Genomic DNA, 26,973 nt, shown 5'->3' on the forward strand with positions numbered 1-26,973 from the left:
CGGGGTCAGTGTCGGGTGTTGAGTTGATGAACGGCCTGCCACAGGCGCCGGACCTGCCCGTACAGGGCGGGGGTCTTGGTGGCGTTCGCGGTGCCCACGGTGGCCTGCACCGTTGTTGTCTCGGCGCTGTCGCTCACGTGTACTTCGCGCACCGGGTAGGCCAGATCCACGCCGCCGGCGGTGGTGACGGTGACGGTGTCGCCGACCTGGTAGTGACGGCCGTAGGTCATCTGTGGGGTGTCGATCGGCGACAGCGACAGCTCGGCCTGTTGCCCGCTTTGCTCCAGCGCGCGGGCGGCGGCCTCGGCGAGTGCCGTGTACTGCGGGTCGCTCGCGTCGAGGCGGGCGGGGACGGGGGTATCGCGCTGGTCCACGAAGGTCTCGGCCGTGCGGTGCCAGTCCCGTTCGGCGTCGGGGGTGGTCCACTGCCAGAAGAAGCGGTCCGCCCCTTGGCCTTGCGCGGCCACGACGGCTCGGGTGGCCTTCGGCGCGGTCAGCTCGTAGGAGTAGGCGGAGAGGTTGCCGAACTGCGGGGAGAGCCGGACCTCTCGGGAGAGGTCGCGGACAGGTGCGATGGCCAGCGCGAGGCGCGCGGTGGTGGGGTCGGGCTGGACGATGCGGACCGACAGGCCGGCGCCCGTGGCGAGCGTCTGGACGGCGGACAGGACGGTGTCGAAGCGCAGCCGCGCCGTGGCGGCCGGACCGGTTGCCGCGGGCGTGCCGGGCGGTGGCGTGGTGTCGAGTCCGGCGACGCGCCGGCCCGGCAAGGCCCGGCCGCCGAGATTGGCGGCGACCAGCTCGCGGACGATGTCGGCGGCCGGGCCCTGCCGGACCCAGTAGTCCACGCTGTAGCGGCCGTTACCGTTGTCGGGCGCGCGGGAGGGGTCGGGGAAGGCGAGGCGGTCACCGAGTGGGGCGTTGTCGCAGGTGCCGCTGAAGGTGAGGGTGCCACCGGTGCCGGTGCTGGACGACCAGTCATGCCGGATCTTGGTAACGGGCCCGCTCAGCAGCGGCTCCGCCGCAGCCTCCCCGGTGCCCCCGCCGGCCGTTGTCTCCGGCCAGATGATCACGCCTTGCCCGGTGGTCAGCAGCCGCGCCTGGGGGTGGGTGGCCGGCAGGGTCAGGCTCCAGGTGCCGACGTCGAGGTGACGGACGATGACGTCCAAGCTGGTGTAGGCATCGACCTGCCCGACGCGCCGGAGGGCGGCGTCGCGGACATCGACGCGGTAGCGCCGCAGGGGAATCAGGCTCCGTAGTGTCGGGACTGGTAGGTCAAGGTCACCGCGGACCGGTCATCAGCGCCGGCGGCCGTCACCGCGACGGTGTTCGTCCCGGGGACCAGCGGCCACAGGGCCGCGCCGCCGGTGACGTGGGGCCACAGGTTCTCGCCCTGCCCCCCGCCGGGCGCCTCGCGGTAGACGGCCTTGATGCCGGGGCGGGTGTCGATGACGACGACTTCACCGGCGGCCACCGCGTAGTTCAGGGCCAGGGACTTGCCCGTGGTGGTGTTGGACAACCGCAGCGGCACGGCGGGTTGCCCGGCGTCCTGGTGCCCCAGGGGGCCGGTGATCCGCCAGACCGGCCACGCCTCGGTGTCGGACGTGACGCTGATGGGCACCCCGTCCTCCCCGATCACGCTCGCTCCGATCCGCAAGGGGAAGAACGCCGCCTCGGTCGTGTCGTCGCCTGCGGGGCCGGAGGCGGTGGCGGGGAGACGTGAGAGGAAGTGCGGGGTGCCGCCGTGCACCCGGAAGGCGGCCGTGCGCAGGGGCCCGGCCCAGTAGGGATCGGGGGCGACGAGCTGAAGGCCGTACCGGGTGTAGGTCAGCCCGGCGTTGTCGCTGCTCTCGTCGCCTTCCAGGCCGCCGAGGTACTGCACGCCGATGGTGCGGGCGGACCCGTCGGCCTCGGCCACGCGCAGCGTCCCCGGCCCGGCCATGACGGCGGTGATCAGCCGTCGTCGCAGGGCCAGCAGTTCGGGCCGTGTCGGCGCCCACAGCAGAAGCGGCAGGTTGATCCGGCGCGTGGCGGCCCTGGTCTTGACGACCTGGCCGCCGTCCAGGCCGGCGTACTCGGAGACGCTGGCCTGCCAGGGCGGGGCGTCCATCCCGGTGGGGCCGGGAAGGATGGCGATGCACGCGCCCACCTGCGCGAGGCTGGCCGTCAGCAGGAACTCTGTCCCGTCCGCGGTGGTCAGGGTGACCGCTGGCGGTTGATCCGGTGCGGACGTGCCGTCGGTCGCGTCCCTGTCGGTCCAGGCGCCGGAATCGGCGACGACGGCCGACGGGGAATTCAGCTCCGCAAGCGCACGCACAGCCCCACCCCCTCTTTGTTCCGGATGGCTCCGCGCCACGAAGGGGGCGGTGGGTTAGGCGTACAAGGCGTCAGCGAAGCGAAGGGCGCTGACGATCTGCTGTTCCGTGGGAATGCCGGGAACGGCATGCAGGTGGACTACCGGGCCGCTTCCGCCGCTACCACCCTTCGGGGGCGCCGCGTTGAGGCCCTGGGAGTTGGCAATCATGTCCCACTGCGTCGGCGTGAATACCGGCTCCGGCGTGCCCAGACCGTTGTAGACGAGGGACAAGCCCGGGGGCAGATATCCACCCGAGTCGTAACCGCCCGGTCTGTTGAGAGCGGCCAGTGAACCGTACCTGTGCACGGCATAGTTGAGGCCGGAGTAGATGTTGGCCAGCGGGTTTGTTGAGGTTCCGTAGAGGAACGGCCCCACGTTCCGGAGCGGACCGGCATAGGCGTCAAAGGTCGGGCCAATGACCTGCATGAGGCCGACACTTGGTGTGCCGTCCTGCCAATTAACGTCCCAGGTATTGACGATGTTCGGGTTGCCGCCGGACTCGTCATTCATTCGCCGAAGAACGGTGTCCAGCCACGAGGCGGGTTGCCCGAGCATGGAAAGGGCCTGGAGAACCTGCGGCGTCCACCGAGTGACGCCACTGCCGCCGACGTCACCACTGCTGCCACCGGCCGAGAAGTAGCCGCCGACAAAGTCAACGACGGTGTCCTTCAGACCCTTTACCGGTGCAGTGAAAACGTGCCGGATCATCTGCGACCACTTGGCGGGGTTCATGTCGTCGAGGTCGCCGAGGACCGACGCCAAGAGCTTGTCCATGGCCTTGCCGGGGTGGGCCATGATGTCGGCCGCACCCTGGACCCCGCGCCACGCGGACTTGGCCGTGTCGCTGGTCCAGTCCCAGACCTTGTCGGCCGCGCCCTTGCCCCACTCGGCCGCGGTGCCGATGATCCCGCCCTTGGCGAGCATCTGCGCGCCGGCAGCCTGGAGCAGACCCAGGGCCCGAGGCCGGTATTTCGGATCGGTCGGGATGACGTACTCAGGCCACCGGGGATTGCCCTCACCCACGATCGCCGTGGGCTGGTTGAATACGCCCGGCCGGACAGGCAGCGCGCCGCCGGAAGCGAGTAGCGGAAGCTTGTCCATCTTCAGCTTGTCGCCGATGTCCGGAATCCAGCCGGTGAGCTTGTTCCAGATGTCGAGTACGCCCTTGTTCCACACGGTGCCGATCACGAAGTTGACCGGCCCCTTCGTGGCCTCGCGGATTCCGGACCACGCGGTGGCGATTCCGTCCTTCGCATGGGAAAAGGCCGTGGCGATCAGCCCGATGCCGACCTTCAGGGCGTCAAAGGCGGGCCGGATCGCGTGATCCCAGCCCCAGACAATGACGTCGCCCATAGCCTGCCACGTCGGCTTGATGACGCTGTAGTAGAGCCAGGAGACGGCCGGTCCGAGCGCGTGCTTGAGGAACCAGACGAAGGCATCGACGGCCGGCCGGATCACCTCGTTCCAGGCCAACGCGATGGCGGCGCCGATGAGTTCGAACGTCGGCTTGACGATGACCTGGAAAAGCCAGACGATCGCCGGGCCGAGGACGTCCTTGAGGAAAATCCAGAAGAGCCGCAGGGCGGGCTGGACGACGTCGCCCCACACGGTCGCGATGACGCGGCCGATGAACTGGAACATCGGCCAGATGATCGCCTGGGCGAAGTCAACGACAACCGGCCCAAGTGTTTGAACAATAAACGACCAGAAGGCCAAAAAAAGGGGTTTCAGGGCGCCGTTCCAGACGGCGCCGGCCACAAGGGCTATCCCCTGAAATGCGGGCTGGAAGGCGTTCAGCCACAGCCACATCACGGCCGGGACGACCCGGCCCATGATGAAGTCCGCGAGCCAGGAGAACGCGGGCTTGATGTAGCCGTTCCAGATCAGCGGGACCTGGACGGACAGCCATGCAAGCCACGGCTCGAACGCCGCGTGCCACAGCCACAGGACGGCCGGCACGACCGCGCCCGTGATGAGCGCGCACAGCCAGTCGAGGACCGGCTTGAGGCCGTAGGTCCAGGCGGCCAGGACGGCCACCTTGATGGCGGTCCAGCAGGCGTTGACGCCGTCGCGGAACCACCCGAAGCGGTTGTAGGCGTAGACCAGGGCGACGCCGAGGGCGACGACGGCGGCGATCACCAGGGCGATGACATCCGCTGTCCAGCCGATCGGGGTGGCCTGGATCAGCAGCGCCATGGCCTCCGTGGCGGTGTTGACCAGCCACTGCGCCACGGCGACGGCCTTCAGGCCCAGGCTGATGGCGATCAGCGCCACCGCGATGGCCTCCAGGGCCCCCGGTGGGACGGTGGCGATCAGCCGGGAGAGGCCGTTGACGATCGCCAGGCTGACCCCGGACAAGGGGGCGGTGGCCTGGAGGACGTGGCCGACGGTCGTGCCGACGTTGCGCAGGATCTCCGCGACAACGGGTCCGTTCTGCCGGACGCGGGCGAGGAATTCGGCGAAGCCGTCGGAGTCCCGCAGGCCCGTGCCCCAGTCGGCGAATCGTTTCGCCCCGTCGACCAGCTCGCCCGTGAACGCCCTCGTGTGCGGCAAGGCCGCATCGATGACGCCGGCGATGCCCTTGAAGACGTAGCCGACGGTCGTGCCGAGGTTGAGAACGGCGGGCTGGAGGCTGTCGGCGAGGTCGTCGCGGAAGCGGTGCCAGAACGGCGTCTTGAAGTCCGCTTCGGTGGCGGCCAGCAGGTCACGGACGCCGGCCGCCGCACCGTGCACGAGCGGTGTGAAGGCGGGCAGCGACGCCCGCGCGTCGTTGATCCCCCGTGTGAACAGGGGCATGACCTCCGGCTGGAGCGACCGCGACCAGTCGGAAAACCCCTGCTTCAGCGCGAAGACGGCCGTCAGCGTCTGGCGGGCCTCCGGGGTGAGCTTGGCCAGGGCGCGCTGGTACTTCTGCGCGGCGGTGTCCGCGCCGGTGGTGGCCTCGGCCACCTGCGTCTGCGACGCGGCGAGCTGCCGCTGTGCGTTCGCGATGGCGTCGGCGGCCTGCCGCTGGGCCTTGGCGACGCCCCGGACGGCGTCGGCCACGCGGGCCTGCGCGTCGGCGACCGCGCGGGCCTGGTCGGCCACGCGGCTGTGGGCCTGGGCGGCGGCGTCCTGCGCGCGGCGGACACCATCGGCGCCCTCGATGCCGGCGGCGTTCGCCTTGGCAGCATCGTCCTTCAGCCGACGGTAGGAGAGCTGCTGTTCCCGAAGGTGCTGGGCGGCCTGGTCGTAGGTGAGCTGGGCCTGTTCCCGCTCCAGCTCACTGGCCTTGGGGTCTGCCAGCGTCTTGGCGAGATCCGCCTTGGCCTGTGCCAGGCGCAGGGTCGCGGCGCGCTGGTTCAGGGAGGCGTCGGCGATCTGGTTGTTCAGGTCCTCCAACTGTCGGACCGCCTCGGCCCGCGCGGCGGTCAGAGCCTGCTGCGCGCGCCGCTCGTCGTCCTGCGCGCGGGCAAGCTGCTCCTCGGCCCGGCGGACGCCGTCTTCGGCCTGCGCCACCTGGCGGTGCGCGGCCTCGATCTGGTCGGCGGCGCCTGCCTGGGCGCTCGCCAGGGCGCGGACGGCTGCTTCCTGTTGCGCGGTGCGCTGGGTCGCGGCGACGGCGGCGCGGGCGCCGTTGTCCGTGGATTGGGTGGCGGCGTCCTCGGCCGCCTTCTTGGCCTGGAGGGCCTGCGCGATACCGACGATGGCCGGGGCTGCGGCGGCGGCCAGGATGCCGAAGCTGGTCGCTGCCGTCAGGGTGGCGGTGGCCAAGCCGCCGACCTGGGCCGTGAGCACCCCGACGGTGGGGATCGCGGCGAGGCCGACCAGGGCCATGGACAGGCCGGCGGCCCCCATGAGGGAGGGGGTGAAGTCCAGGCCGACCCGCTTGCCGTCGAGGGCGTCGGCCTGCGCGCGGACGACGGCCAGCGCGGCGGACGCCTGCGCGGCATCCGCGCGGACGTCGATGTCCGCGGAGGAGGCGGCGAGCGTCGCCAGGCGGGTCTGGACGGCGTCGATGCGGGCCAGGGCGGTGGCGGCATCGACGTCGATGCCGATCCGGGCCTCGGACAGGGTGGCGAGCTGGGCGCGCAGGCTCGCCAGCTCCGCCCGCGCCGGGGACGTGTCCGCCCCGATGTTGATCTCCGGCAGCGCGGCCTGCGCGGCCTGCACCTGCGCTCGCAGGCGCGCGCCGAACCCGCCGTCGGTCTCCAGGCGGACGACGCCCGGAGTCGTGCTGATGCGGTCGATCTCCTCGCGGACGGCCGCAAGGTGGGCGCGGGCGGCGGCAGTGTCCGCGCGGACCGTGACGTCCGGGTGCGCGGCACCCAGCCGGGTCAGCTCGGCCTCAAGGGCCTCGACTTCCGAGCGGGCGGCGCCGGCGTCGATATCGACACTGACCGTGCGCCCGGCCAGCGCCTCCAGCCGGACACGCAGGGCCTGAAGGTCGGCATCGGCCTCCGTGGTGTCCGCCCCGACCTGGAGGCGAGGCAGCGTGCGGAACGCGGCTTCGAGCCGGGTACGAAGGGTGCGGGCGAACGCACCGCCGGTCTCCTCGCCCCCGCGCGCGGCGGCCGGCCGGGCCCGGGTGGCACCGGCGCGGACGGCGTCGGGCAGAGCCCGGCGAACCGCCGGCGTGAGGGCGGCGGCGATGTCGCGGCCCAGCGCGGCACCGACGCGGGTGCCGCCCCCGGCCGCGTCGGTCAGGGCCTGGGTGAACGCGCGTCCGGCCAGCCGTCCGGCCTCGTCACCGGCCTGCGTGGCGGGCTCCGCCAGGGCCGCCGTCAGACGCTGCCGGATGCCCTGGACGGTCGGGAGGACCTGGACTTCTACGGAGCCGATGACGATCGCCACGCGCGCCCCTCCTTACGTGCTGAAGGAGCGACCGCGCGGGCGGCCTACGGGCCGCTGGGGGCGGCTCCGTTGATGATCTGGAACAGCGTCTCGGCCGCCGCATCGCTGATGCGGGGACGCGACGGGGTGGCGGGGATTCCCGGGCGGGGAACGGGCGGTGGCGCCTTGGGCTTCTTGCCGCCGCTGGTGTTCACCAGCGCGTAGTAGTGGGTCAGCCGGTGTAGAGCGTCGATGGCCTGGGCGAGGAGTAGGTCCGTCTGGGACCACCGGCCCTTGGACGGGTCGGCGCCCTCGGCCTGCTCGTTAAGGTCCGCGGCCGGCGCGGCGTTGCGCAGGGCGGTCATCGTCGCCGACTCCGGCGGCAAATGCTCGATCAGCACCCGCAGTTGGCGCCAGGACAGGCGGCCCCGGTACAGGTCCAGCAGATCTGTACCGGGGTAGTAACGGTGTAGGTCGGCCTCTACCGCTTCCGCGTGATCTTCGAGGACGCGGGCCGTCCACTGGACTTTCCCAGTGCCTCCCCGCTCGCCTCGGCAACCGCGCGCACCCAATCGCCGATCTCGTCCTGAGTCGGGTCGGCGGCGTACCAGGCATCCACGTCGTCCGGGTGAAGAACACCCTCGGCGAAGCGGTCGAGGTCACCGGCGTTCAGGGCGCGCAGGTGAGAGGCGCGCCACCGCTGGGAGACCAGGGCGCGGACGGGGTAACCGGCCAGCTCGACCGGGACGTACCCGGTGTCGGCGGCGTCGGTCTCCTGCCCTGTGGTGGCGTCCGGGCTGGCGGTGGTCGTGGGCTGCGACAAGTGCACTTCCTTGATCGGTTAGAGGGTTGGGAGAAAGCGGGGAGCTTCGGTCACCGCACGGTCAGGGACCGGTGGGTCAGCTCTTCGTCTCCGACGGCGCGGGGTTCGGAGCGGGGGGCGGCGTGGGGGACGCGTCGGGGATCTTCACCGAGAACGTGTGGTAGACCGTGTTGTTGCGGGAGTCGGGATACGCGGTGATCTTCACGTCGTAACCGGCCATGTCCTCCGACTTGTACGTGACGTCGGATCGGTCGGTGATCTCGCCGGAGGGCACGTAGAAGCCCTCCATCGTGTCGCCGTCGGCCACCAGGAAGTACCAGGCCCTGCGGTCGGGGGCCGGGCTAGCCGTCTCCGCGAACCGGGTGATCCCGTCCGCGCCCGGAGCGAGGTCGTTCACCGGGATACGGAACATGAGCGACTTCACGATGGGGCTGTTCGTCTCCCACATCGTGATCCCGAAAGTGCGGACCGACTTCGTGATCTGCGTGCGGAAAGCGGACGTCACGCCCCAGGGCGTGAACTCCTTGTGGTCCTCGTCGAACCCGTACTTCAGGCCACCGTCGGAAATGGCGCCGAGGCCGGTCCAAGGGGCGGACGGGGTGCCCAGAACGGTGGGGCCGGGGGTGCCCTGCGGGGCGACCCAGGCGCCGCCGTTGGCGCCGACCATGGCGAGATCGGCGGCGCGGCTGATCTGAATCAAGAGGGAAAGGTTCCTTCAGTGGTGCGCCCCCGGCGGGGCCGGGAGGGTGGAGCGGAGCGGGGGTTACGGGGCGGCGTGCAGGTGGATGGCGTAGACGGCGCCGAAGCGGGAGGCGGCCGGGTTGTCCCATGGCCGCCAGCAGGGGGCGGTGACCGTGGCCGCTGCGGTGAACACCGCGCCCCGGGTAGAGGCGCTGGGGAGGTTGGTGAGGACGACGTCACGCACCCGGCCGGCGAGGGCGGCGGCCCCGGCCCGGTCGGTGGCGAACGCGTCGACGTCGATCAGGGCGCGGTCGAGGCGAAAGCCGTCATCCGTGCCGCCGATCCGGCGCAGCCGAACCAGCGGCAACGCCGTTTCCAGGGCGACCGGGGTGTCGGTGCACACTCGCAGGCCGAGGCGGGGTGTCAGCCACGCGACAAGGGCGGCCTCGGCATCCGGCCACGTCATAGGCGCGTACTCGTCGCCGCGCGCAGCAGCGTGTGACGGGCCGGGGTGTGCTGGCCGCCGTATTCCACGAACCGCGCGTGCGGGCTGGAGTTGACCACGGCGGCGCCCGTGCGGTCCTTGTCCGTGCCGATCCGGCGCCGGGACTCGACGGAGAACGACGCCTTGTACCGGCCGACGTCGGTGGGCGACGTGGCCTCGGCGGCGGCCCGAATCTGTTCGGCGGCCTGGACCAGGGCGGCGGTAAGCGCCGGGTCGTTGAGGAGCTGGCGCACACCCGCCCGGCGGATGCGCACCTTCGGTGCGGGCACGGCACCTCGCTTTCGTCGGGGCGGCCGGGCGGGGTCAGCCGGTGACGCGTCGGGCGGTGACCTGCACGCCGGCGCGCGTGCCGGTCAGCGGGGAACGGAAGTCCTGCACCGGGCCGTGGACGCTGAACACGTCCCCGCGGACGCGAAGCCGGTCGGTGGGCCGGACGTCCGACTCGGCGGGGGCGTAGATCACGAGGTGGTCGGTGACGATGTCCTGTCCGCCGACCGTCTCGGCGCCGGGTTCGGGGGCGACCACGCACCCGTGAAGCGGGTGTTCCTGGTCCGGGCCGGGGGCGTCGTTGCCGTAGATGTCGAGCACGGCGGGGCCGGGCCGCAGCACGGTGACGGCCTCGCCGAACGCCGGGGCCGGTAGGACGATCACTCGTACCACCACGGGGTGGTCCACGAGCCAGGGTAGCCGGGCGGGGGTCCGGCGCCGGCCGGGGTGGGGTCCACGGTGAACGCGCCGCCCCGGCCGGCCATGAGCCGCAGTGAGCGGCGCTCGTCGCGGGTCAGGAAGAGCCCGGCCTGAGTGACGGGCCGCTGTACCTGGTACGGGCCGATCGTCTCCGCACTGAGCCCTTGTGGGTTGGCGTAGGTGCGGGCGGCGATGGACAGCACGACAGCGCCGGCGCCCTGCGGCAGGGGGGTGACGACCGCGCGGCACAGGGCCTCGGCCTGGGCGATGATCAGCCGGGCGCGGTCGTCCTGCACGTCCTGGCCGAGGAGGTCGGCCAGGTCCTGCGGCGTGACAACGGGCACCAGAGATCACCGCCCATCGCGTGCGCGTACCGGTTAGGCGGCCAGCGCGAAATCGCTCTGCTTCGGCGGCGCCTTGGGTGCGATGACCGGCGCGGTGTAGGTCACGAACGCGCTCTTGTCGCCGACCGCGAAGCCGTAATGCGCCTCGCACAGCATCAAGATCAGGTTCTCCTGGAACGCCGAGTGAACGTGGCCGTCGGCATCGATGTAGGTGCCGACGTCGGTGGTCTTGATCGTGATGTCCATGCCGACGCCGTAGACGGCCTGGTCCCAGTCGCCGGCGACCGCGCGAAGACCGGTGTCGGCCGTGATGCTCTGGCGGTTGAGCTTGCCGCCAACGCCCCGGTTGTAGGCGATCGGGTAGCCGATGAGGGAGCCCCGGGAGACGGTGCCCTGTCCGGCCGGGTCCGGCACGAAGACGGGGCGCCCGGTGGTGTCGGTGGCGAGCAGCATTTCCGGCTTCAGCAGCGGATCAGCCACGAAGCCGGTGGTGTCGTAACCGGACTGGGCGACCGCCTTCAGGCCGGTGACCAGGTCGGCGTAGACCCCGCCCTTGGACTGGGCGGTGGTGCCGAGGGCGACAGTGTTCGGGGTCGCGGACAGGCAGTCTTCAAAAGGTCCCTTGCCGCCGGTGAGGGTCTTGCCGTGAATGGCGGCGTAGTCGAAGGCGCGGCCCAGGGCGGTGGGCAGGTCCCGCTGGAGCTGGGCGAAAAGACCGGCCGGGTTGGTCATCGCCACCTCGGCCGAGACCGGCACGAGCACGGCGACCTTCTTGCCGCGCATCGTGCGCACCGAGATGCCACTGGTACCGAGCGGCTTGGTACCCGCCTCGTCCACCCAGTCCGCCAGCGGTATGTCACCGCTGACGGGGATGGCGGTCTCGGCGGTCAGCGACAGCGGCACCTTGCGGGCGAGCTGCATCACGGCCGAGGACTCAACCGCTTGATCAAAAATGGGGCCGGTGATCTCCCGGGGCAGGAGCTGAGAGGGAACACCGCGGGTCTGGATGGGCGTAACGGGGGAAATGAGCGAACGTCCTTAGTGGTGCAGGGTATTGTGGAGGATTCCGGCGAACATCTGCGCCGGGTCGGCGGCGCGCTGGCCGGATGAGCCCTGGGTGGGGTCCGGCTGCATCAGAGGCCGGCCGGGCCCCGGATCGGCGGCGGGGGTGAGGTCGGACAGGAAGGCGTCGGCGTCCGCCTCCAGTTCCTCCCGGGTCGTGCCGATCAGCCGGGCGGCCTGCCGTTCAGTAAGGCCCTTGGCGTTCGCCACCTGCGTGCGGATCAGCTCCCCCCGGGCCTGTTCGGCCAGGCGCTCAGCTGCCTCGGCGCGCTCCGTGAGCCGTTGCGCTTCGGTCTTGCCGGCTTCCTGGAGCTGGTGCAGTTCGGCAGCGGCGGGCTCCAGCTCGGCGACGCGCGCGGCGTTCGCGGCCAGCTCGGTGGTAAGGCGCTCGATCTCCGCGCGGGCCGCGGTGGGGTCGTCCCACGAGCTCGGCACGCCGTCTTTGAGAGTGGTGCCGTCAGCTGTGTGGACAGAATCAAAGTGGGGCATCAATGGTGCCCTAACGGCATAGGGAAGGCCCCGTCACACAGGTGACAGGGCCGAGTGTTAGGAATAAGAAGCGGAATCCGCTGAGGTCTTCTAGAGCGGCATACCAGAGTCTTTATAGCATAAAGCATGACGTCGTGAATGCAATCAATTTACCGCCGACCGATCTTCTCGACTTCTTCAGGTTCCTCCGGCGCACACTTCCTGGAGGGGAAGGGGAACGATCTTCACTTCTCGCAGCGCCTCATGGGCGTCACGCATCACCGCACCAAAGATCACATCGAATCGCCGATGCGCTTCTTCAGCCGTTTCGCCCTCGATGTCCATCGCCAGCTTGAAGGTCCTGTCCCTAAGCGACGCAGCCATATGAAGATCCGCGCCACCCAGCCGCTCCAGGGAGTCAGCGATCAGCCACAGAAACGATTCAAACGCTTGATCGGAGAGATCCTGGCCCGAGGTGACCTGGACGGACCTCTCAATTGACGACCCTGACATGTCGAGCTCCTAGCAGTTCCGCCAGCACTCATAGTTTCGACGGAGAAAGCGAGCATGCTTCTCGGCCCGCTCCCTACTCCAGTCAGCATACGCGAACGTCCAGTGCGCTTCAGGGCATGGACACCGCAGGCCGATCCGTGGAGGGTTACGTTCGTTTTGGGGTCGGCCGTTTTCGTATCGACGCCACCTGCACCTACTGGCCCTTGCCAGAATTTCACGAAGCGCCGGGGGCTCTTCGGGATCTTCGCCCATCGCAATCCCCACCTTTGACCAGTCGCCTGTGGCACCGTCCCCAGTCGGAGGCGCCGACTGGTGTCCCATCGCAGAGGGTGATCCCATGGTGGCATGGCTCGACACGGTCCGCTACCCAGCGCCGCTCGAAGGATGCGTAGAGTAAAGGGTTGCTTTATTGTTTTGGGCTTGGCTCTCGCCTTGGCGGGTTTGGCTTACTGGGCCTGGTCACTACTCCATGCGACGCCGATGACGTCGGGATTGTGGAAGGGGATGGAGCAAAAGGATCAGGCTGCCGCGATCGGGCAATGGCGACTGATGCTCGTGCAGGCGGCAGCCGCCCTTGGTGCGCTGGCAGCACTTACATACACGGCGCGTACCTATGCAATGTCCCGGCACGGGCAACTCACCGAACGCTTCACTCAGGCAATCGAACGACTGGGGGCAGAAACAGAACCGTACTTGTGGATCGGCGGAATCCGAGCCTTGGAGCTTGTTTCTTACGAGTCGCCTCGACATCATGACAGTGTCGTCGAAATGCTCTCCGACTTCGTCCGGGATCAGCAGGGGGGGCAGCATCAGCCGATCCCACAGCCTCTATTGCTCACTACGCCGCCCCCGGGGCGATCAAGGATCCCGCCCAAGGTTCAAGCCGCCCTCAACACGATTGGCAGGCGGCGCCGGCCAAGGCGAAATCGCTTGAACCTGAGCGGACTTGATTTGTGCGATGCCATCCTAAAAGGAGTTGAACTCAGGAGAGCCAACCTATCAAACTGCCTTTTGCGCCGCTCTTACTTGTCCTACGCAAGGCTTCAGCATGCCATTTTTCCGCAAGCCCAACTGCACTACGCAGACTTGACGAAAGCAAGGCTCTGCTGGGCAGATATGAACGGAGCTCGACTTCCTCATGCGGCGCTCTTCAAAGCGCGGATTCAACATGCCGTGTTGAATCGAGCTCGCCTTCAACGGGCCGACATGAGGAGGTGCCATGCATGGTTTGCCGATCTCTCGGAGGCTAGGCTCAGCCGCGCTAACTTGACCCAAGCGAAGCTATGGGGTGCTGATCTATCCAGTTCTCACCTGGATGAGGCTGATCTGACGAAGGCGAAACTATGGTTCGCCGATCTCAGAAGCGTAGATCTAACCAACACAAAGGGGGTCACCCCCTTTCAGCTCTTCCTTGCACGAACGGACCGCACAACTTCCCTTCCTCCTGGGCTTGTTCGTCGCGGTCTATTCATTAGAACTGTTCGGAGTGTGCGCTGATAGAGCATCAACCCAGAAGATCACACTAGAGTAATCAGGGCTTTTGACGAGTCGACCTCGCGGTTCACTGGGCCTTGCCGTATTTGGCGTCGTAGGCACGGCGGAAGGCGCGCTGCTTCTCCGCCCCGTACACGCCGTGCGAAGCCTCGTAGTACAGCTCTTCCCACTCGGCGATCTCGGGTTCCGGAGTAGCGGCGCGGCCCCGGAAGACCGGTTCGGCCGTGCAGGCGCACCGATCGTGGTACGGGTCACCAGTGGCGGTGCGCCGCGCTCGAGTGCGGTCGGCGAAGACCAGGCCCCGCATGGCCAGCAGGGCGCAGAACGCGCAGGCGTTGCCGCCGGTCACCCGCACCCACCCGACCGCTTCGGGGTCGGCGCGGGCGGCCTTCTCGATCGTGCGGCGGCCCGCCTGGGCGGCGAGGCGCTGTGCAGCGGCCACCTCGCGGTCCCGCTGGGTCACACGCCACCCCTCCACCGCCTCCGGACCGTCCTCCCCGCCGTCGGGACGCGGGGCAGCCGAAGCACGCAGCGCTTTGCGGGCGGCGTTGATCTGGGTGGGGTGGGGCGGCTCGGCCACGGGGACGGTGAAGGACCTGGTAACGCCTGCGGCCTGCCGGGCTTCCTCGTAGTAGCCGGCGGCCAGCTCGGCCGACGCGAGACCGTACTTGTGGATCAGGCGGGTGACCGTGGCCGACCAGGCGCGCTCTGCTTCCGGCCCCGGGGGCGCGGCCCGGTAGCGGGACCAGGCCGTCAGGCACTCGGTGCGCAGGACCCGCGAGAGCGCTTCTTGCCGGCGGCGGTGGCCGTCAGCCAGGGCACGCAGGATCTTCACGCCGCCATCCCTTTGTCCAGGGGCGTGCGGCCGTGCCCGCTGAAGCGGTCGGCGAGGCTGTCGAGGGCGGCGCGGCCGGCGGAGCGACGGCGGTCCTGGACGATCCGAAGGCGCTGGGCCCGGTCGATACCGGCGCGTTCAAGGGTGACCTCGGACTCCGCCGGCAGGATGCCCGCGGACACGAGCTTCGTCGTGGCGTCAGCCTGCGCGGCCACCGTCGGCGTGGCGGCGTCGCGCCACTGCACCTCGACCACCGGCACGTGCTCCGCGCCGGTCAGGCGCAGGGCCAGGCTCATGGCCTGGGACCACGGGGCGGAGAACGTCCGCTGGCGCCGCTCAGCCTTCTTGATCAGCCGGGCTTCCGAGGAGCGGATGGCCTCCGCTGAGGCGGGGTTGTCGGTGGTGTACCCAAGCATGTGTGCGGGCAGCGCAGTCACACCGGCCATGAGCCGGGCGTAGGTATCGACAATGCGGCCGTAGACGGCCGGATCGTAGGCAGGGAACTGCCCGACCTCGGGGGTTTGGCCGTCCTCGTCGCGCTCCAGCGCGAGGTACCGGCCGATGTAGGTCTCCCACGCGCTGCGCTGCGCGCCGTCCGGCCCCTGGAACGAGGACTCGGCGGCGCCGAGGATGTACCGCTGAGGGGCGGCGAAGAACTCCCTCGCGACTTCCTGTCCGAGGAGCGTGCGGCACGCGGCGTCGGTGAGCGCGCGTACCTCTTCGGTGATCTCGGAGGAGCCGCCTCGGTCGGCGGTGCGCTGCCGGTTGGCGAGGCGGACGACGGGGACGACGCCGAGGTGATGCGGCCGGCGGTCCGCCACACTCCAGCCGTCCCCGGAGCCTTCCAGGTAGACGGTCTGGTCGGGCAGGTACAAGGTGGCGGAGCGCTGGGAGCCGGCGGACACCAGGCGCAGGGCGGCGCGCAGGGTGCGGGTGCGGACGTCGTAGTCCACGCTCATGTGCTGCGGCGACTCCACCGACAGCAGCGGCGACCCGTCGTCGCCAACACCCACCGTCAGGTACGAGCGGCCGTAGACCAGGGCGTCAAGGTGGGCCAACTGGCTCTCGTTACGTAGGTCGTTGGCGGCCCAGATGGCCGACAACGCCTCCTCCGCCTCGGGGGCGTCCGGGCAGCGCAGGGCATCGACGTCAAGGCGTTCGTCCAGGGCGTCCACGACCAGGCGCGGCCAGCCGGTGACCGTGCGGACGGCCTGGAGTGCCGGCGGTACGGCGATGCCCAGGTTCGCCATGCGCGACATGCCCTCGTAGTACGAATCCAGGGTGCGCAGGCGCCACGCGTCCTCGGCCGCCGTCGCGGACAGCCGGGCGACGGCGTCCCGCTCGGCGTCCGACAGGGACACGGAGGGCAGGGCAGGGGTGGACAAGGGGATTCCTCCCCTCGTACCTAGCCGAGGACGATCACACGTCCTTTACCGCGCGCCCGGGGGCGCTTGCCGTACTTGCTGCTGCTGATCACCAGGCGGCGCAGCATGCGCGCCCCGACCATGCACACCGCAAGGTCGATCTTGCGGGGCGAGGCCCGGTGTTCCTTGCCGATGGTCACGCCCCAACGGTTCACGCGGCGGCGGGCGTTGCCCACGTGGGTGCGCATCACGCGGTGGCCGTCATGAGTCAACTGCCGTTCGAGAATGTCCGTGCGGACGCGGGCCACGGCGCGGGTGAAATCTTCCTGTCGGCGCGGGTCGCCCATGTCCCACTCGACCGCATGCCGGCGGGTGCCGGTGGTGGTGGCGTGGACCAGGAGCCGCTGGCCGTACCGTTCGGCCCAGGCGTCGATGTAGTGGGCCCAGTACCGGCCGCCGTCCTCGTCATCACCCGTGCCGGGGTCGGCGAAGAAGGCCAGCACCCTGTAGGTGGCGAAGACGCGGTCCACGACGCCGTCCACGTCCTCCCGGGGGACATTCCACACGTCCACCTGCGGTGGGCGCTGCCACACGCCGGCCACGGACACGTGCCCGTCGCTGACGCGGCAAAGCACCAGGCCGGTGGAGTCGTCGGATTTCGACCCGTCGAAGAACATCACGACCTCGTCCCCGTCGCTCAGGGCGACGTCGGGGCGGGCGCAGGCGTCCCACTCGTAGGGCGCCATCCACGCATCCTCGGCGGCCGTGATCTGGTTGTACCAGAACCGACGGCTTCGGCTGGGCGGGTTGCGGACGTCAAGGATGGAGGCCACGATCCGGTCCGTGTCCAGCCACGTGGCATCCCCGCGAACGGCCTCGATGACCTTCGGCGCCCAGGCCGCGTTCAACTTCGCGCCCGGCGGGGCCTCCAAGGAGTCATAGAGGAGACCGGTATCGACGGCACGGCCGGCCTGCGCGTCCTCCCACGCCTCCCGGGTCCGCTCCGCGACGCTGTCCTCACCCGGTTCATACGCGTTGGTGATCGCCAGGGTGCGTGAGGAGCCGTCGGCCGACTTGGTGGCGTTGCGCTCGATGACGGCCGCCATCTCGTGGCCGCCGTTGGTCGACAGCCAGTGATGCGGCTCGTTGATCAGGCTCCACGATGCCCTGGAGCCCTCCAAGGCGCGCGGCGACGAGGTGACGGCTTCGATCCGGGCGCGGCCCTTGTATGCGTAGATGATCTCCTTGCCCAGGTCGATCGAGTACTCCTCAACGGCCCTCTGGGTGAACAGCCCGGGGAAGATCATCATGGTGTTGCGGGTCTGCGACTGCGTGACCGCAGCGAGCATCACCCATGGGTCCGGGTGCGGCTGTCCGAGCGGCTGCCCCTCCGGAACCCCCGAGGGGTGACCAGGCCCGGCGAGCTGCCCGGACGGCCGGCATGGCCCGACGAACTCAACTGCCGCATAGGTGGCGCCGAGTGGGTCTTTGCCGTGGCCCTTGAGGCGCTGGAAGACGGCGTCCCGGTACAGGAAGCGTCCCGTCGCCGGATCGATCGCGTAGTACCAGAGCGTGAACCGGGCCTGTTCCGGGGTATATCGCCACGGCTCGCCGGATGCGTGCTGGAGGTACTGGGCGGTCCACGACAGCACGTGCCAGCCCAACGACAGCTCGGGCAGGACGAACCGGCCGTCGGGGCCACGGCGCCAGGTCGGGCCGATGGCCACCGGTCCGATGACGTCCGGCGGAAGGTCCTCGTCGGCGGTGGGGGCGGGCGCGGCGGCCACCCCCTTCCGGGAGCCGGGCGTCAGGTACCGAGGGCGGCCCGGTAATCCGCGATGGCGGTCACGCCGGCCGGGGTCTCCTGCGCGGCCGGGGCCCGCTCCAGCTCGATCCGCACCCGGCGACGCGCGCCTTCGGTGGTGAGGAGTTCGGTCATGGCGGAGGAGACGGCGGCGAAGAGCTGGGCAGAGAACCGCTGTCCGGCGGCAAGGTTCCGGCTCATGGCCTCGGCGACGTACCGGGCAGTGGCCACGTCGGACGGCTCGTAGAACTGGGCCTGTCCCGAGTCGGGCAGGGACAGGTACCAGTCCCGGGCGATGGTGTGCCATTCCGGGTCGGGCTCAGGCCACTCGACCAGGCCGGGACCGGCCGTCGCGCGCACCAGCTCGGCGCCGTCCTTGTTACGCCGCCGGCGCTCTGTAGAACGCTTCGGTACCGGTCCGCGGGCACCCACGTGACCACCTCCGATCGCTGCTGTGCGCGGGAAGTAGGAGCGGAAGACCACCGGCCGGACGTCCCATATGGCCGCCGGGGGTGGCGGGGCACTCGTCCAGGCGGGCGGTCTTCCGCGCGTTGCCTCACGACCTCGGCAGGCCACCCTGAGTGACGGCAGGGTGCGTGATGCAGGGGCAACGCAGTCCAAGAGGGGGCTTCACGGCCTCTGATACCCGTACACGGGGGCGAGTGCATTGCCCATCGCCCTGGGGCGATGCCAGGGAGGGGGGCACCCCCCCAGAGGGGTAGTTACGGAGCGTTACTACAGTCGCCCGGGGTGGTCGTCGTCGGGGCGTCGTCGGTCAGGTCGGCGGGCTCGTCCGGCGGCGCCTTCCTGGGCACTCTTCTGCGCGTGGCAGGGGTAGCAGATGCCTTGGAGGGCGTGGTCGCGGTGGTCGTCGGTCATCGCCTTGATGTGGTCCACCTGGGTTGATCGGCGGACGTCGCAGATCCGGCACACCGGATCGCGGGCAAGGATGCGAGCTCGGATGGTGGACCAGGAGGACGGTAGCCGCGCCTTGCGGTTGCTGGTCTTCCAGGTCATCACTGATCCTCCTAGCTGCTGACTCGGCTCAAGTCCTGCCCCATTTCGCAGTTTTGGCCAACCTGGCGATAAAGCAACGGCTACCCTTGGACGGGGGGTGGTCTACGTGTCTGAGCCTTCACCAGTCCCGCCAGATGATCCCAGTGGTGATCCACCCGGCGGTGATCCGTCTCCGCCGCCCCCAGCGCCTCCGAGTCCATTTATTAGAAGGCTTTGGAAATCCAAGACCTTCTGGGGCCTCGTCGGCACGGCCGTGATCTCCGCTCTTACCGTCGGCCTGACGCTTCTTCTAGGCCAGAATCAGGGGGCTGAGGAACAAAAGGGCGCGGATGAAGCAAAGAAGAAGGAACTCGCGGCAAAGCCACCAGTACTCTCCGCCGTCTCCGAAGATTGGGAGGGCGCGAGGGATCCGGATTGGATCCTCGATCGCGCACTGAGTCCCAGTGCGGAGAGGAAGCTGGCGAGTCTGCCGCCGGGGAGGCAACACCTACGCGAGTTCACTAAAAGCGTTGGGGCGATTGAGGTTATTGAAACGTGTGAGGCTGCTGATCGTTGCGGGTCACGCAAGCTCGTGCGCCTCACGTTGACGGGTCACCGGATGGACGCTGTCGAAGTCACAGACATCAAGGCGAAAATCCTGTCCCAAAAGCCCTCGACGCAGGAGGGGTTCATCCTAGGGCCGCATGGTGGCGCCGCAGACGTTGAAGGTGGCGTCATCGACCTGGACTCGGAGGACCGCAGGCTCAGGAACGTAGACCAGGATGGAAAGGCAGGGACACCCTACTTCGCCAAGCGTCTCGTAACCCTCAAGACTGACGAGAGGCTGGCGTTCCACATCGAGGTGACCAGCCTTACATGGGACTACGATTGGGAACTCGTAGTGAGCCTAGTCAGTGAGGGAGAGGCGTCCAAGCTGACTGTCCGATCCGACGGAACGTCTACCGGAAAGCCGTTCCGGAACCCCGGGCGAATCTATAAGCAAAGGAACTATAGGCACTTCTATGCATGCGAAGTAGGCACTCTATGTCGCATCGGCCCCGGTAAGAACGGCTATCCGGACGAAATTTGGGACCGCTGAAAGGGAGGAACCGTCCTTTACAGGCGGGGTGGTGACGGTGGGGTTTGTGGTGCCCGCCCCCGGGTTCGAACCGGGATCTCTGCGGCATAACTGCGGCCGGACGCCGCACATTGGCCGCGCACCTCTCCCTTGGGTCAGGCGGGCGTGGGGAGTCCGCACGGGCTTGCAGCCCCGTTCGGCTCGCCCTCGGCAGCGGGGCCGAGGACCGGTTACTAGTGGGCGGTGCGGACTCCCTTGTGGTCCCGGCCGGAGTCGAACCGGCTTCCCCGGGCGCAGTGCGGGGGGCTCTATGGCGGCGGGACCTGGCCATCCCCGCAGACGGGCGGCGGTGTGGGCGCGGTGGGTCATGCGGTCGAATGCTTCCGGTCGGTGAGGTAGGTGCGCACTTCGCGGAGGTCAACGAGGGCGCGGCCGGCGTGGTCGTACCCTCTGCGCTCGACGTGGCCGCGTCGGATCCACTGGCGGACGGCGGACGGGGTGACGCTGACGTACTGGGCGGCGGCGACGGTGTCGCAGATGATCGGTGGGGGCGTCGGGGACACGTGCGCCTGCTTCCTCCCGGGTACGCCGAAAGCCCCGCCGGCGGAGGGGCCAACGAGGCCTTCTGGTGATCACTTACCCCCGAACGGGCATACGGGGGGCGCTGTTGACGAGTGTGACACGAGGCCAGAGAAACCCCAAACAGCCTCGTTTGGGCGATCACTCGCAGCTCTGCGACGGTCCTAGGGTTCTGGTTACGGGGCGCCGGTGGAGTGGCGCTCCGTCCCCACGGCGCGGGCCCTTGTCCATCCCCGGGCAAGGGTCCGCGATTGTTTCGACTAGGCAGCGGCGCCCGGCCTGTTGAGTGCCGCCGAGTGGGCGATCTGCGGCCGCCGATATGTCCGTGCTACTGGCCAACTTCCCCTGATCCCGAACCGCTCAGACTTCATTCCTCTTGCCGCCCACCCATTCGAATGACCGGACCTTCTTTTGGATCTCAGCAGTCTCGAAAGGGTGCCCGTGATCGTTGATCACGTAGGTTCCCGACGTTTTTCCGTCCGTCCATTCGAGCTTTGCGTCCCATTTGCAGTACCCGCTCGGTATCACCGTAACGAGCAGGACGGAAGGGTCGGTTGATGTGACCTTGTACGGGAACTTGAGCTCGTCTGAGCGCTCCTTGCTTGGCAGCGCAGGCCGCGTGACCCAATACGGCGCATCCTTATCGAAATTGATGACACCGTAGTGGTAGGTCGCCCCGTTGCCGCAAGCGCGCCCGAGGTTGACGTGCGTACCCTCAACCGGCGTCTTCTTTTCTACGAGGTGGAAGGTGAGGCTCTTCAGGATGACGGCCGACCTCACCGCTTTGGTGGTCACTGCCATGTGCAGCTTGACCGGGCCGGCAGGGACGGCACCGAAAGCATCCGGATCCTGATCCCAGGTCATACCTTGGATGCGCTTGCCGGCTCCAGGAGGGGTGTTCATGCGCTCACTGTCGGGGCTGTTCGGGTAGATCCAGCCGGAAGAATTACAGTCGCTACCTTGCTCGACGTCGACGTCAATCCCGGTTGGCTCGCCAAAGACTTTGTCCTTGACGTCGGTCCCTACTTGCGTCACAACGAAGCCGATAACAGCTACAACGGCTGCACCGATTCCAGCGAGTACCTTCTTTTTCGCGCCTTTCCAAAAAGGTCCGTCTCCGTCCGGCTGGCCCCCACCTTGAGCGTCATCTGACATTGTCACCCCCGAGCGAACCGTGAAATGTCGGGAAGAAGCCCGTCGCAACTGAGGGGCTCCATCCCGTCCATTCAGGGTGTCAGCTTGTATGAGGAGTGGCGATAGTCAGCAGCGAAACCCCTCGAAGGGGTGACCTTATGCAAATAGGGTTGACAGTCAACTTTAAAGAAGGTGTTTGACCCTCGCTTGGAGTCCAATGTCATATATGGGTGTAGACAGTGTGCCGTGTCTGGGAATGACCGGAGTCTCCCTCTCGAATGGACTCTCGCTCAGGCAACGCGATCAGGGCGGCGAGGTCTATGGCGTCCCAAGCGCTTCGACACCACGGGCAGGTAATGGTGGTTGCGCCGGGGGTGTAGCGCAGGACGGCGCCGCAGGACTGCTGCCCGTCGGGGCCGGGCGCCGGGCAGTGGCCGATACGGCGGGCGCGTTTGGCCGGGTCGAGGAGCCCGGTCACCGTGCGGTGCAGCTCGGCGACTTCGGTCGCGAACTCCGCCACCGCCGGGTGCCGTTCGACGGCCCAGGGCGTGTTGGTGCGAAGCGCGGCGGCGGCTTCGGTGAGTGGGTCTTTGCGGTAGGCGGGCGCGTGCCAGGAAAGGTGTTCGTGCCAGTCGCGGAGCCAGCTGTCGAGGGTGGCGGTCGCGGTGGTGATGACGTCGAGGACGTCGAGCCGGAGCGGTGCGGCCGGGGTCGTGCTGACGCGGTTGCGGTGGGTGGGCTCACCGGTGTGCCTGCCGGGCAGCAGGAGGCTGTGGAGGTCCTGCACGAGGCCGGGGAGCTGTGCAAGGTGATTGGTGATGCGCTGTTCGCACGGTCGGCAGGCGTACCGGTGCTGTTCGTCGGCCCACAGTAGGCGGGGGCAGATGCAGCAGGCGGGGCGCTCTTCCTCGATCGCCCCCGGACGGCGGCCGGCGGTCATGTCGTGTGGGGCGTCGTGGCGGTCGTAGGCGTCGAGGCGGGCGTACAGGGCGTCGAGTGCGTTGTCGGTGATGGTGCTTGCGGTGTGGCGGGTCACGCTGCTGCCTTGGTGTGGTCCGTGCTGCGGGTCTTGAGGCGTGCGGTGGTGGGTCGGTAGCCGTGCTCTTCCTCGGTGTGGCCTCCCCAGATGCCCCACTCCTGGTGGTCGCGGGCCCAGTCGCCGCAGGCGGTGCGGACGGGGCAGCGGAAGCACAGGGCCTTGGCGGCAGCCACGCGTTCGAGCTGTTCCTTCTGGCGCTCTGGCCGGTCGGGCGGGAAGAACAGGTCCGGCGCATCGGTGCAGGGCAACCGCGCCTCGTCGGTGCTGGGCACGTAGGGCGGCGGGGTGATCTTGATGGGGAAGGGCACGAGGGTCTTTCCGGGTGGGGCGGGATGGGTGGTTCAGAACGGCGTGGGGCCGAGCCGCTGTACGGCCGTCTGCGGGCCGTTTGCGGCTTCGTGGGCGCCCGAGGGCCAGCGGGGGGCGGCTGGGCCCGGCGTGGAGGCGCTAGCGGCGCTGGTGGGGCGTATGGGGCGGGAGATGCCGGATAGCTGTACCTGGAAACCGGTGTACTTGATGCCGTCGCGCTCGTAGTCGTCGGGGCGAAGGTGGCCGGTGATGGTCACGGGGGTGCCCTTGGTGAGCTGGTCGGCGGCGGTTTCGGCGAGGCGGTCCCAGGCGGTGCAGCGCACCCACAGGGTGCCGGCGTCTTCCCACTGGCCGGTGGTGGGGTTCTTGCGGCGGTCGTTGCAGGCGACGGTGAAAGAGGCGACCGCGGTGCCGGTGCCGGTGAACCGGAGTACCGGGTCGGCGGTGAGGTTGCCGGTGGCGGTCAGGTGGGTGTCGGTGGCCATCAGCGGGCGATTCCCTTCGGGACGGGGCGGCCGGTTGCGGCGAGGAGTTCGCGCACGGACCGGCGGCGGGCGGTGGGGTCGGCGGCGCGGGTGCGCTGGGCGCGCAGGGCGGCGAGGTAGGCCGTGACGTCGTCAGGGTCGGCGTCGGGGATCTCCGGCGACTGGCCGGGGCCGTGGACGTGGCGGATGCGGGCGGCGCGGGACCGGCCTATCTCGGTGATGATCTCGGCCGGGCTGACGAACGGTTGCCGGGCGGCAATCGCGGCGGCGGCCTGCCGGGCGTCGCCGAGGGCGTAGGGGCCAAGGACGTCGTGCCAGGCATCGGGGGTGAACTCGTCGAACCGCTGTTGGGGGCACAGGGCCCGCAGGTAGCGGGTGAGGATCACGGTTTCGTCGGGGGTCATGCGGTGAGGGCTTTCGGTGTGTCGGGCGCCGCTTCGGCAGCCGCCATGCGGGCGCGGGCGCGGGCCATGGCGCGGTCGAAGAGGTCGTTGCTCGCCTGCTGCTGCCGGTCGAGGACCGGCAGCCGGACCGGTGCGTTCGGGGAGCCGGCGGGGGCATCGGGGGTGCCGTCCCACACCTTGATCAGGTAGCGGATGGACCTCGGCGGGTTGGCCGGGTTCCACGCCCGGCGGGCGGCATCCACCAGGCGCGGGACGGGGACGCGGTCGAGGTGACGCCGCAGGGCCTGGCGGTCGTCGCTGTCCGTCCGCCATTGCAGATGGCACCCGGCGGCGGCGAGCTGGTCGGCGAGAGCCTGCGCGAAGGGCGGGACGCCGGGGGCGTCCGCACGTGGCCGCTCGGGGGGAGGGAGGGGGGACGGTTCTATCCCGCCAGGGATAGAACCGGGAACGGGTACGGGACGGGTACGGGACGGGGCGCTGTTAGTCACGGGGTGACTCACGCCGTTAGTAACGCCGTTACGGACCCCGTTACGCGGGGGGTCTTCCGACTCCTCCGAGGAGTCCGAGGGGGCGTTCTTGCGGTCCCTGAACCGCTTCTGACGTGCGGCGTTGCGTTCGCGCTCCGCGCGGACGTGGTCGGCGGTGGGCTGGTAGTCGTGGAAGTCGTGCAGCATCCAGCCGTCCTCAACGCGCACCCACAACCCGGCGTCTTCGAGCTGCCGTGCTGTCGCCGTCATGCCGCGCACGTGCGCCACAAGACGCAGTTCCTTGTCGCTGATGTGTCCGTCCGTGAGGTTCGCCGCGCACCAGCACAGGGCGGAGACGTGCAGGCGGAAGGCGCGGTCCGTGAGTGTCGCCACCTTCCGGTGCGCGGGGAATCGGTCGTCCAGGCGGACCCAGGGCACGGGGGTTTCCTCTCTGGTCTCGTGGGTGGTCAGCAGGGTGCGGCAGGCCGGCGGTCATGCGGCTTCCGCCTGTATGTGCGGGGCGGTCAGCCGGTAGACGGCGATGCGGTGGCCGTGGGTGTCCGGCGACGTGGAGGGCACGGTGCGGCCCGTGTTCGTGATGGCCCGGGATGCGGCCAGTCCGCGGACGGCGGCACCAAGGAGCCCGTGAGGCAGGTCAGCCGGAAGACGGCCGCGGAAGTCGTTGGCGGAGAATTCGGGGACGGTCAGCGCGTGGTCGAGGATGAGGGCCTGGACCAGGGCGAGTTGTTCCCGGTCGGCGGCGGCCCGGATGCGCTCCAACAGGCCGTTGGCGCGCCGTTCCGCGCGGAACTCATGCAGCGTGCCCATCACGCGGCCTCCGCTTCCTGCTCGATGACCTCGCCGTCGATGACCTCCGGCAGATCCGGGGAGGCGTCGATGGCATCGGGGCTGCGGTCGGTGCGCACCGTGCCGTCATGGGCCAGTGCTCGGGACAGCGCCGTTCCCGTCGGCAGGAGCTTGAACAGCTCCCGGACCGCCGTCTTCTTGGCCATGGCTTCGTAGTGGTCGCGCCACGGGCCGGAATCGGCGGATCGCGAGTGCTTGCGGTGCCGCTCGATCTCCTCCGGCGGCAGCACCACGAACGCGGACCCGCCCCGGGTGGTCGTCGCCACGGCGTAGTACGCCACCGGGCGCCCCCGGCCAGTGAGGGCGGGCCGGTGCACCAGCGACGGCGCAAGGCCGTACTCGTGGCGGAAAACGTCGCCCTCGTACACCACGCGGGCGTCCAGCGTCTTGGCGATGGGCGACGCCCACCACAGCTTGACCATGCCCCTGTATCCGAGGACGAACGTGCACTCGCGGCCGTAGGGAACCAAGTACGCCTCGCCCAAGGGCCCTGGTTCCACGCCGAGCTGCGCGCAGGTCATCAGGGAGCCGAGGAAGGACTCCGGGATGGTCTGCTGCAACTTCGGCGTGCGCCGGAGAACGGTGAGGGCGACGCGCGCCATGCGGTCGGCGTCCGTCTGGGCCCACGCCGGCAAGACGCGGGCGATCTCCGGACGCATGGCCTCCACCTGGTCGGCCAAGGTCACCTGCGCGTGCTGCTGCCGCTGGCGGGCGGCCACGGCGTTCTGAATGGGGCTGGTCATGCGGCGAGTTCTTCCGTGAGGAGTCGGGCGTGGGGGATGAGGGCGCGGGTGCTGCCGTCGTCCCGGACGGCGCGGGTGGCGATCTTCCGGCCGGCGCACTCCGCGCGCCGGGCGGTGCCCATGGCGGACAGGACGGCCGACGCTGCGGCCCGCTTGCCCTCCTCCGCGTGGCGGGAGTCGGCCAGGGCCCGCCGGTACGTCTCCGCGACGTCCGGCGCGATGTCGGCGACGGTGTCCTCGACGGCGCCCGGGAGGAGCTGGATGGTGCGGTACGTGGCCGCGTGCCCGTCGACGGGCGGCGGGGTGCCAGCGCGGACGCTGTCGAGGAACGCGGCGGCGCGTTCCCGGAGGAAGACCGCCTCGTCCTCGTCCCGCCGGATCGTGTACTCGCGGTAGTCCTGGCCGGCGACCAGCACGGCGACGTGGGCGACGTCGAGACCAAGGGTGTCGAGCTGCCAGACCACCTGACACCGGTAGGTGACCGGTACCTGATCCGTGCCGCTCTTGCCCCAACCGTCGCCGTATCGGCTGGTCTTGATCTCCAGCAGCGCCGGCGGGCGGTCGTCGGGCGCCGTGATGATGCGGTCCGGGGTGGCGCGCTGCCAGTCCCGGGCGAGGTTCGCCCACGTGCCGGTCTCGTGGACGAGCACGTCAGGGTGGGTCTCGGCGAAAACGTCGGCGATGGCGGGTTCGAGACGGGTTCCCCACTGCATCGCGGCCGTGGGCGGCACCTCGTCGACCGGCAGCGTGCCGGCCTTGTCGTGCCACAGGGAGAACGGGGACCGCCAGGGCGACAGACCGACAATCGCAGCGGCCTCCGTCGCCGTGACGACCAGTCCCGAGCGGGCCTCCGTCCACTCCGGCGTGCCGGGGGCGAAGGCGCCAAGCAGTCGAGCGGCCTGGATAGCAGGAGCGGTCACCGGGCATCACCGCGTCTGCGCCGGCGGTGTCGGCTGCCGGGCACGTCTGTCGTGTGCTCCAGCCATGCCGCTGCAAGGGCGCCCAGGATGGCGAGGCCCACGATCGTCCAGGCGGTCATATACGACCACCGCCGACTGCGTGATTGGGCATTGGATATGCGGAGATGCGGATAGGGATTCGTGTCATTTGGGCATGCCTAATAGCGC

At 69.4% G+C, this 26,973-nt stretch carries 31 protein-coding genes; 3 read left to right on the forward strand and 28 right to left on the reverse strand.

What is annotated here, in order from left to right:
• Positions 1 to 5: 5 nt before the first annotated feature.
• From IE241_RS02365 to IE241_RS02425, 13 genes are all read right to left on the reverse strand, one after another.
• Positions 6 to 1,247, reverse strand: a complete 1,242-nt coding sequence (locus IE241_RS02365) for a Gp37-like protein (protein WP_308433628.1) — start codon at positions 1,245 to 1,247, stop codon at positions 6 to 8.
• The gene (locus tag IE241_RS02370; RefSeq protein WP_190019864.1) at positions 1,244 to 2,314 is read right to left on the reverse strand and encodes a phage distal tail protein; all 1,071 of its coding nucleotides are present in this window, start codon (positions 2,312 to 2,314) and stop codon (positions 1,244 to 1,246) included. The genes IE241_RS02365 and IE241_RS02370 overlap by 4 nt, the downstream gene beginning before the upstream one ends.
• Before the next feature lie 54 nt (positions 2,315 to 2,368).
• Positions 2,369 to 7,186: a transglycosylase SLT domain-containing protein gene (locus IE241_RS02375; RefSeq protein ID WP_190019865.1), complete on the reverse strand. Its 4,818-nt coding sequence runs from the start codon at positions 7,184 to 7,186 to the stop codon at positions 2,369 to 2,371.
• 44 nt (positions 7,187 to 7,230) lie between these two features.
• On the reverse strand, positions 7,231 to 7,530 hold the full coding sequence (locus IE241_RS02380) for a hypothetical protein (protein ID WP_229898691.1): 300 nt from the start codon (positions 7,528 to 7,530) through the stop codon (positions 7,231 to 7,233).
• Between the two features lie 116 nt (positions 7,531 to 7,646).
• On the reverse strand, positions 7,647 to 7,988 hold the full coding sequence (locus tag IE241_RS02385) for a hypothetical protein (RefSeq protein ID WP_190019866.1): 342 nt from the start codon (positions 7,986 to 7,988) through the stop codon (positions 7,647 to 7,649).
• Positions 7,989 to 8,064: 76 nt separating this feature from the next.
• Positions 8,065 to 8,688, reverse strand: coding sequence for a phage tail tube protein (locus IE241_RS02390; protein WP_229898692.1), 624 nt, complete (start codon positions 8,686 to 8,688; stop codon positions 8,065 to 8,067).
• A 63-nt stretch (positions 8,689 to 8,751) separates the two neighbouring features.
• Positions 8,752 to 9,135, reverse strand: coding sequence for a phage tail termination protein (locus tag IE241_RS02395; protein WP_190019867.1), 384 nt, complete (start codon positions 9,133 to 9,135; stop codon positions 8,752 to 8,754).
• Complete coding sequence (locus tag IE241_RS02400) at positions 9,132 to 9,443, reverse strand: HK97 gp10 family phage protein (protein WP_229898693.1); 312 nt, start codon at positions 9,441 to 9,443, stop codon at positions 9,132 to 9,134. The genes IE241_RS02395 and IE241_RS02400 overlap by 4 nt, the downstream gene beginning before the upstream one ends.
• A gap of 34 nt (positions 9,444 to 9,477) precedes the next feature.
• Positions 9,478 to 9,825, reverse strand: a complete 348-nt coding sequence (locus IE241_RS02405) for a hypothetical protein (RefSeq protein ID WP_190019868.1) — start codon at positions 9,823 to 9,825, stop codon at positions 9,478 to 9,480.
• Positions 9,822 to 10,205, reverse strand: coding sequence for a hypothetical protein (locus IE241_RS02410; RefSeq protein ID WP_190019869.1), 384 nt, complete (start codon positions 10,203 to 10,205; stop codon positions 9,822 to 9,824). Before IE241_RS02410 ends, IE241_RS02405 begins: the two co-directional genes overlap by 4 nt.
• A gap of 33 nt (positions 10,206 to 10,238) precedes the next feature.
• Positions 10,239 to 11,231 carry a phage major capsid protein gene (locus tag IE241_RS02415; RefSeq protein ID WP_190020412.1) on the reverse strand — a complete coding sequence of 331 codons (993 nt, stop codon included), beginning with the start codon at positions 11,229 to 11,231 and terminating at the stop codon, positions 10,239 to 10,241.
• A gap of 12 nt (positions 11,232 to 11,243) precedes the next feature.
• On the reverse strand, positions 11,244 to 11,702 hold the full coding sequence (locus IE241_RS02420) for a hypothetical protein (RefSeq protein WP_190019870.1): 459 nt from the start codon (positions 11,700 to 11,702) through the stop codon (positions 11,244 to 11,246).
• A gap of 231 nt (positions 11,703 to 11,933) precedes the next feature.
• Complete coding sequence (locus IE241_RS02425) at positions 11,934 to 12,248, reverse strand: hypothetical protein (protein WP_190019871.1); 315 nt, start codon at positions 12,246 to 12,248, stop codon at positions 11,934 to 11,936.
• 768 nt (positions 12,249 to 13,016) lie between these two features.
• Between IE241_RS02425 and IE241_RS34880 the strand changes: the two genes are divergently transcribed.
• A complete protein-coding gene (locus tag IE241_RS34880) occupies positions 13,017 to 13,745 on the forward strand; it encodes a pentapeptide repeat-containing protein (RefSeq protein WP_373300576.1) in 729 nt (242 codons plus the stop codon).
• Between the two features lie 64 nt (positions 13,746 to 13,809).
• Here the strand turns inward: IE241_RS34880 and IE241_RS02435 are convergent, their stop codons facing one another.
• From IE241_RS02435 to IE241_RS02455, 5 genes are all read right to left on the reverse strand, one after another.
• The gene (locus IE241_RS02435; RefSeq protein WP_190019873.1) at positions 13,810 to 14,577 is read right to left on the reverse strand and encodes a VG15 protein; all 768 of its coding nucleotides are present in this window, start codon (positions 14,575 to 14,577) and stop codon (positions 13,810 to 13,812) included.
• A complete protein-coding gene (locus IE241_RS02440) occupies positions 14,574 to 15,962 on the reverse strand; it encodes a phage portal protein (protein WP_190019874.1) in 1,389 nt (462 codons plus the stop codon). The genes IE241_RS02435 and IE241_RS02440 overlap by 4 nt, the downstream gene beginning before the upstream one ends.
• A gap of 20 nt (positions 15,963 to 15,982) precedes the next feature.
• Positions 15,983 to 17,728, reverse strand: a complete 1,746-nt coding sequence (locus IE241_RS02445; RefSeq protein WP_229898694.1) for a terminase large subunit domain-containing protein — start codon at positions 17,726 to 17,728, stop codon at positions 15,983 to 15,985.
• Positions 17,729 to 17,748: 20 nt separating this feature from the next.
• A complete protein-coding gene (locus IE241_RS02450; protein ID WP_190019875.1) occupies positions 17,749 to 18,177 on the reverse strand; it encodes a phage terminase small subunit in 429 nt (142 codons plus the stop codon).
• Between the two features lie 303 nt (positions 18,178 to 18,480).
• Entirely contained in the window at positions 18,481 to 18,762 is a 282-nt protein-coding gene (locus IE241_RS02455) for an HNH endonuclease signature motif containing protein (protein ID WP_190019876.1), read from the reverse strand.
• Positions 18,763 to 18,868: 106 nt separating this feature from the next.
• Between IE241_RS02455 and IE241_RS02460 the strand changes: the two genes are divergently transcribed.
• Positions 18,869 to 19,840 (forward strand): hypothetical protein, encoded by a 972-nt coding sequence (locus tag IE241_RS02460; RefSeq protein ID WP_190019877.1) that lies wholly within the window; start codon positions 18,869 to 18,871, stop codon positions 19,838 to 19,840.
• A 344-nt stretch (positions 19,841 to 20,184) separates the two neighbouring features.
• Here the strand turns inward: IE241_RS02460 and IE241_RS02465 are convergent, their stop codons facing one another.
• Together IE241_RS02465 and IE241_RS02470 are read right to left on the reverse strand one after the other, a co-directional pair.
• Positions 20,185 to 20,382 carry a hypothetical protein gene (locus IE241_RS02465; RefSeq protein WP_190019878.1) on the reverse strand — a complete coding sequence of 66 codons (198 nt, stop codon included), beginning with the start codon at positions 20,380 to 20,382 and terminating at the stop codon, positions 20,185 to 20,187.
• Positions 20,383 to 20,758: 376 nt separating this feature from the next.
• The gene (locus tag IE241_RS02470; protein ID WP_190019879.1) at positions 20,759 to 21,301 is read right to left on the reverse strand and encodes a hypothetical protein; all 543 of its coding nucleotides are present in this window, start codon (positions 21,299 to 21,301) and stop codon (positions 20,759 to 20,761) included.
• 57 nt (positions 21,302 to 21,358) lie between these two features.
• Here IE241_RS02470 and IE241_RS02475 point away from each other — a divergent pair, with 57 nt between their 5' ends.
• Positions 21,359 to 21,550: a hypothetical protein gene (locus IE241_RS02475; RefSeq protein ID WP_190019880.1), complete on the forward strand. Its 192-nt coding sequence runs from the start codon at positions 21,359 to 21,361 to the stop codon at positions 21,548 to 21,550.
• 202 nt (positions 21,551 to 21,752) lie between these two features.
• Here the strand turns inward: IE241_RS02475 and IE241_RS02480 are convergent, their stop codons facing one another.
• From IE241_RS02480 to IE241_RS02515, 8 genes are read right to left on the reverse strand one after another with little or no spacing between them, the layout of a single operon-like run.
• Entirely contained in the window at positions 21,753 to 22,568 is an 816-nt protein-coding gene (locus tag IE241_RS02480; RefSeq protein WP_190019881.1) for a hypothetical protein, read from the reverse strand.
• Positions 22,565 to 22,879 (reverse strand): WhiB family transcriptional regulator, encoded by a 315-nt coding sequence (locus tag IE241_RS34575; protein ID WP_308433610.1) that lies wholly within the window; start codon positions 22,877 to 22,879, stop codon positions 22,565 to 22,567. Before IE241_RS34575 ends, IE241_RS02480 begins: the two co-directional genes overlap by 4 nt.
• Positions 22,880 to 22,912: 33 nt before the next feature.
• Entirely contained in the window at positions 22,913 to 23,365 is a 453-nt protein-coding gene (locus IE241_RS02490) for a single-stranded DNA-binding protein (protein WP_190019882.1), read from the reverse strand.
• Positions 23,365 to 23,769, reverse strand: coding sequence for a hypothetical protein (locus tag IE241_RS02495; protein ID WP_190019883.1), 405 nt, complete (start codon positions 23,767 to 23,769; stop codon positions 23,365 to 23,367). The genes IE241_RS02490 and IE241_RS02495 overlap by 1 nt, the downstream gene beginning before the upstream one ends.
• A complete protein-coding gene (locus tag IE241_RS02500; RefSeq protein ID WP_190019884.1) occupies positions 23,766 to 24,674 on the reverse strand; it encodes a hypothetical protein in 909 nt (302 codons plus the stop codon). Before IE241_RS02500 ends, IE241_RS02495 begins: the two co-directional genes overlap by 4 nt.
• 54 nt (positions 24,675 to 24,728) lie before the next feature.
• Positions 24,729 to 25,064 (reverse strand): hypothetical protein, encoded by a 336-nt coding sequence (locus IE241_RS02505; protein WP_190019885.1) that lies wholly within the window; start codon positions 25,062 to 25,064, stop codon positions 24,729 to 24,731.
• On the reverse strand, positions 25,064 to 25,846 hold the full coding sequence (locus tag IE241_RS02510) for a recombinase RecT (protein ID WP_190019886.1): 783 nt from the start codon (positions 25,844 to 25,846) through the stop codon (positions 25,064 to 25,066). Before IE241_RS02510 ends, IE241_RS02505 begins: the two co-directional genes overlap by 1 nt.
• Positions 25,843 to 26,766 carry a YqaJ viral recombinase family nuclease gene (locus IE241_RS02515; RefSeq protein WP_190019887.1) on the reverse strand — a complete coding sequence of 308 codons (924 nt, stop codon included), beginning with the start codon at positions 26,764 to 26,766 and terminating at the stop codon, positions 25,843 to 25,845. The genes IE241_RS02510 and IE241_RS02515 overlap by 4 nt, the downstream gene beginning before the upstream one ends.
• Between the last annotated feature and the right edge of the window lie 207 nt (positions 26,767 to 26,973).

Source organism: Streptomyces hiroshimensis (genome assembly GCF_014650335.1).
GTDB lineage: Bacteria > Actinomycetota > Actinomycetes > Streptomycetales > Streptomycetaceae > Streptomyces > Streptomyces hiroshimensis.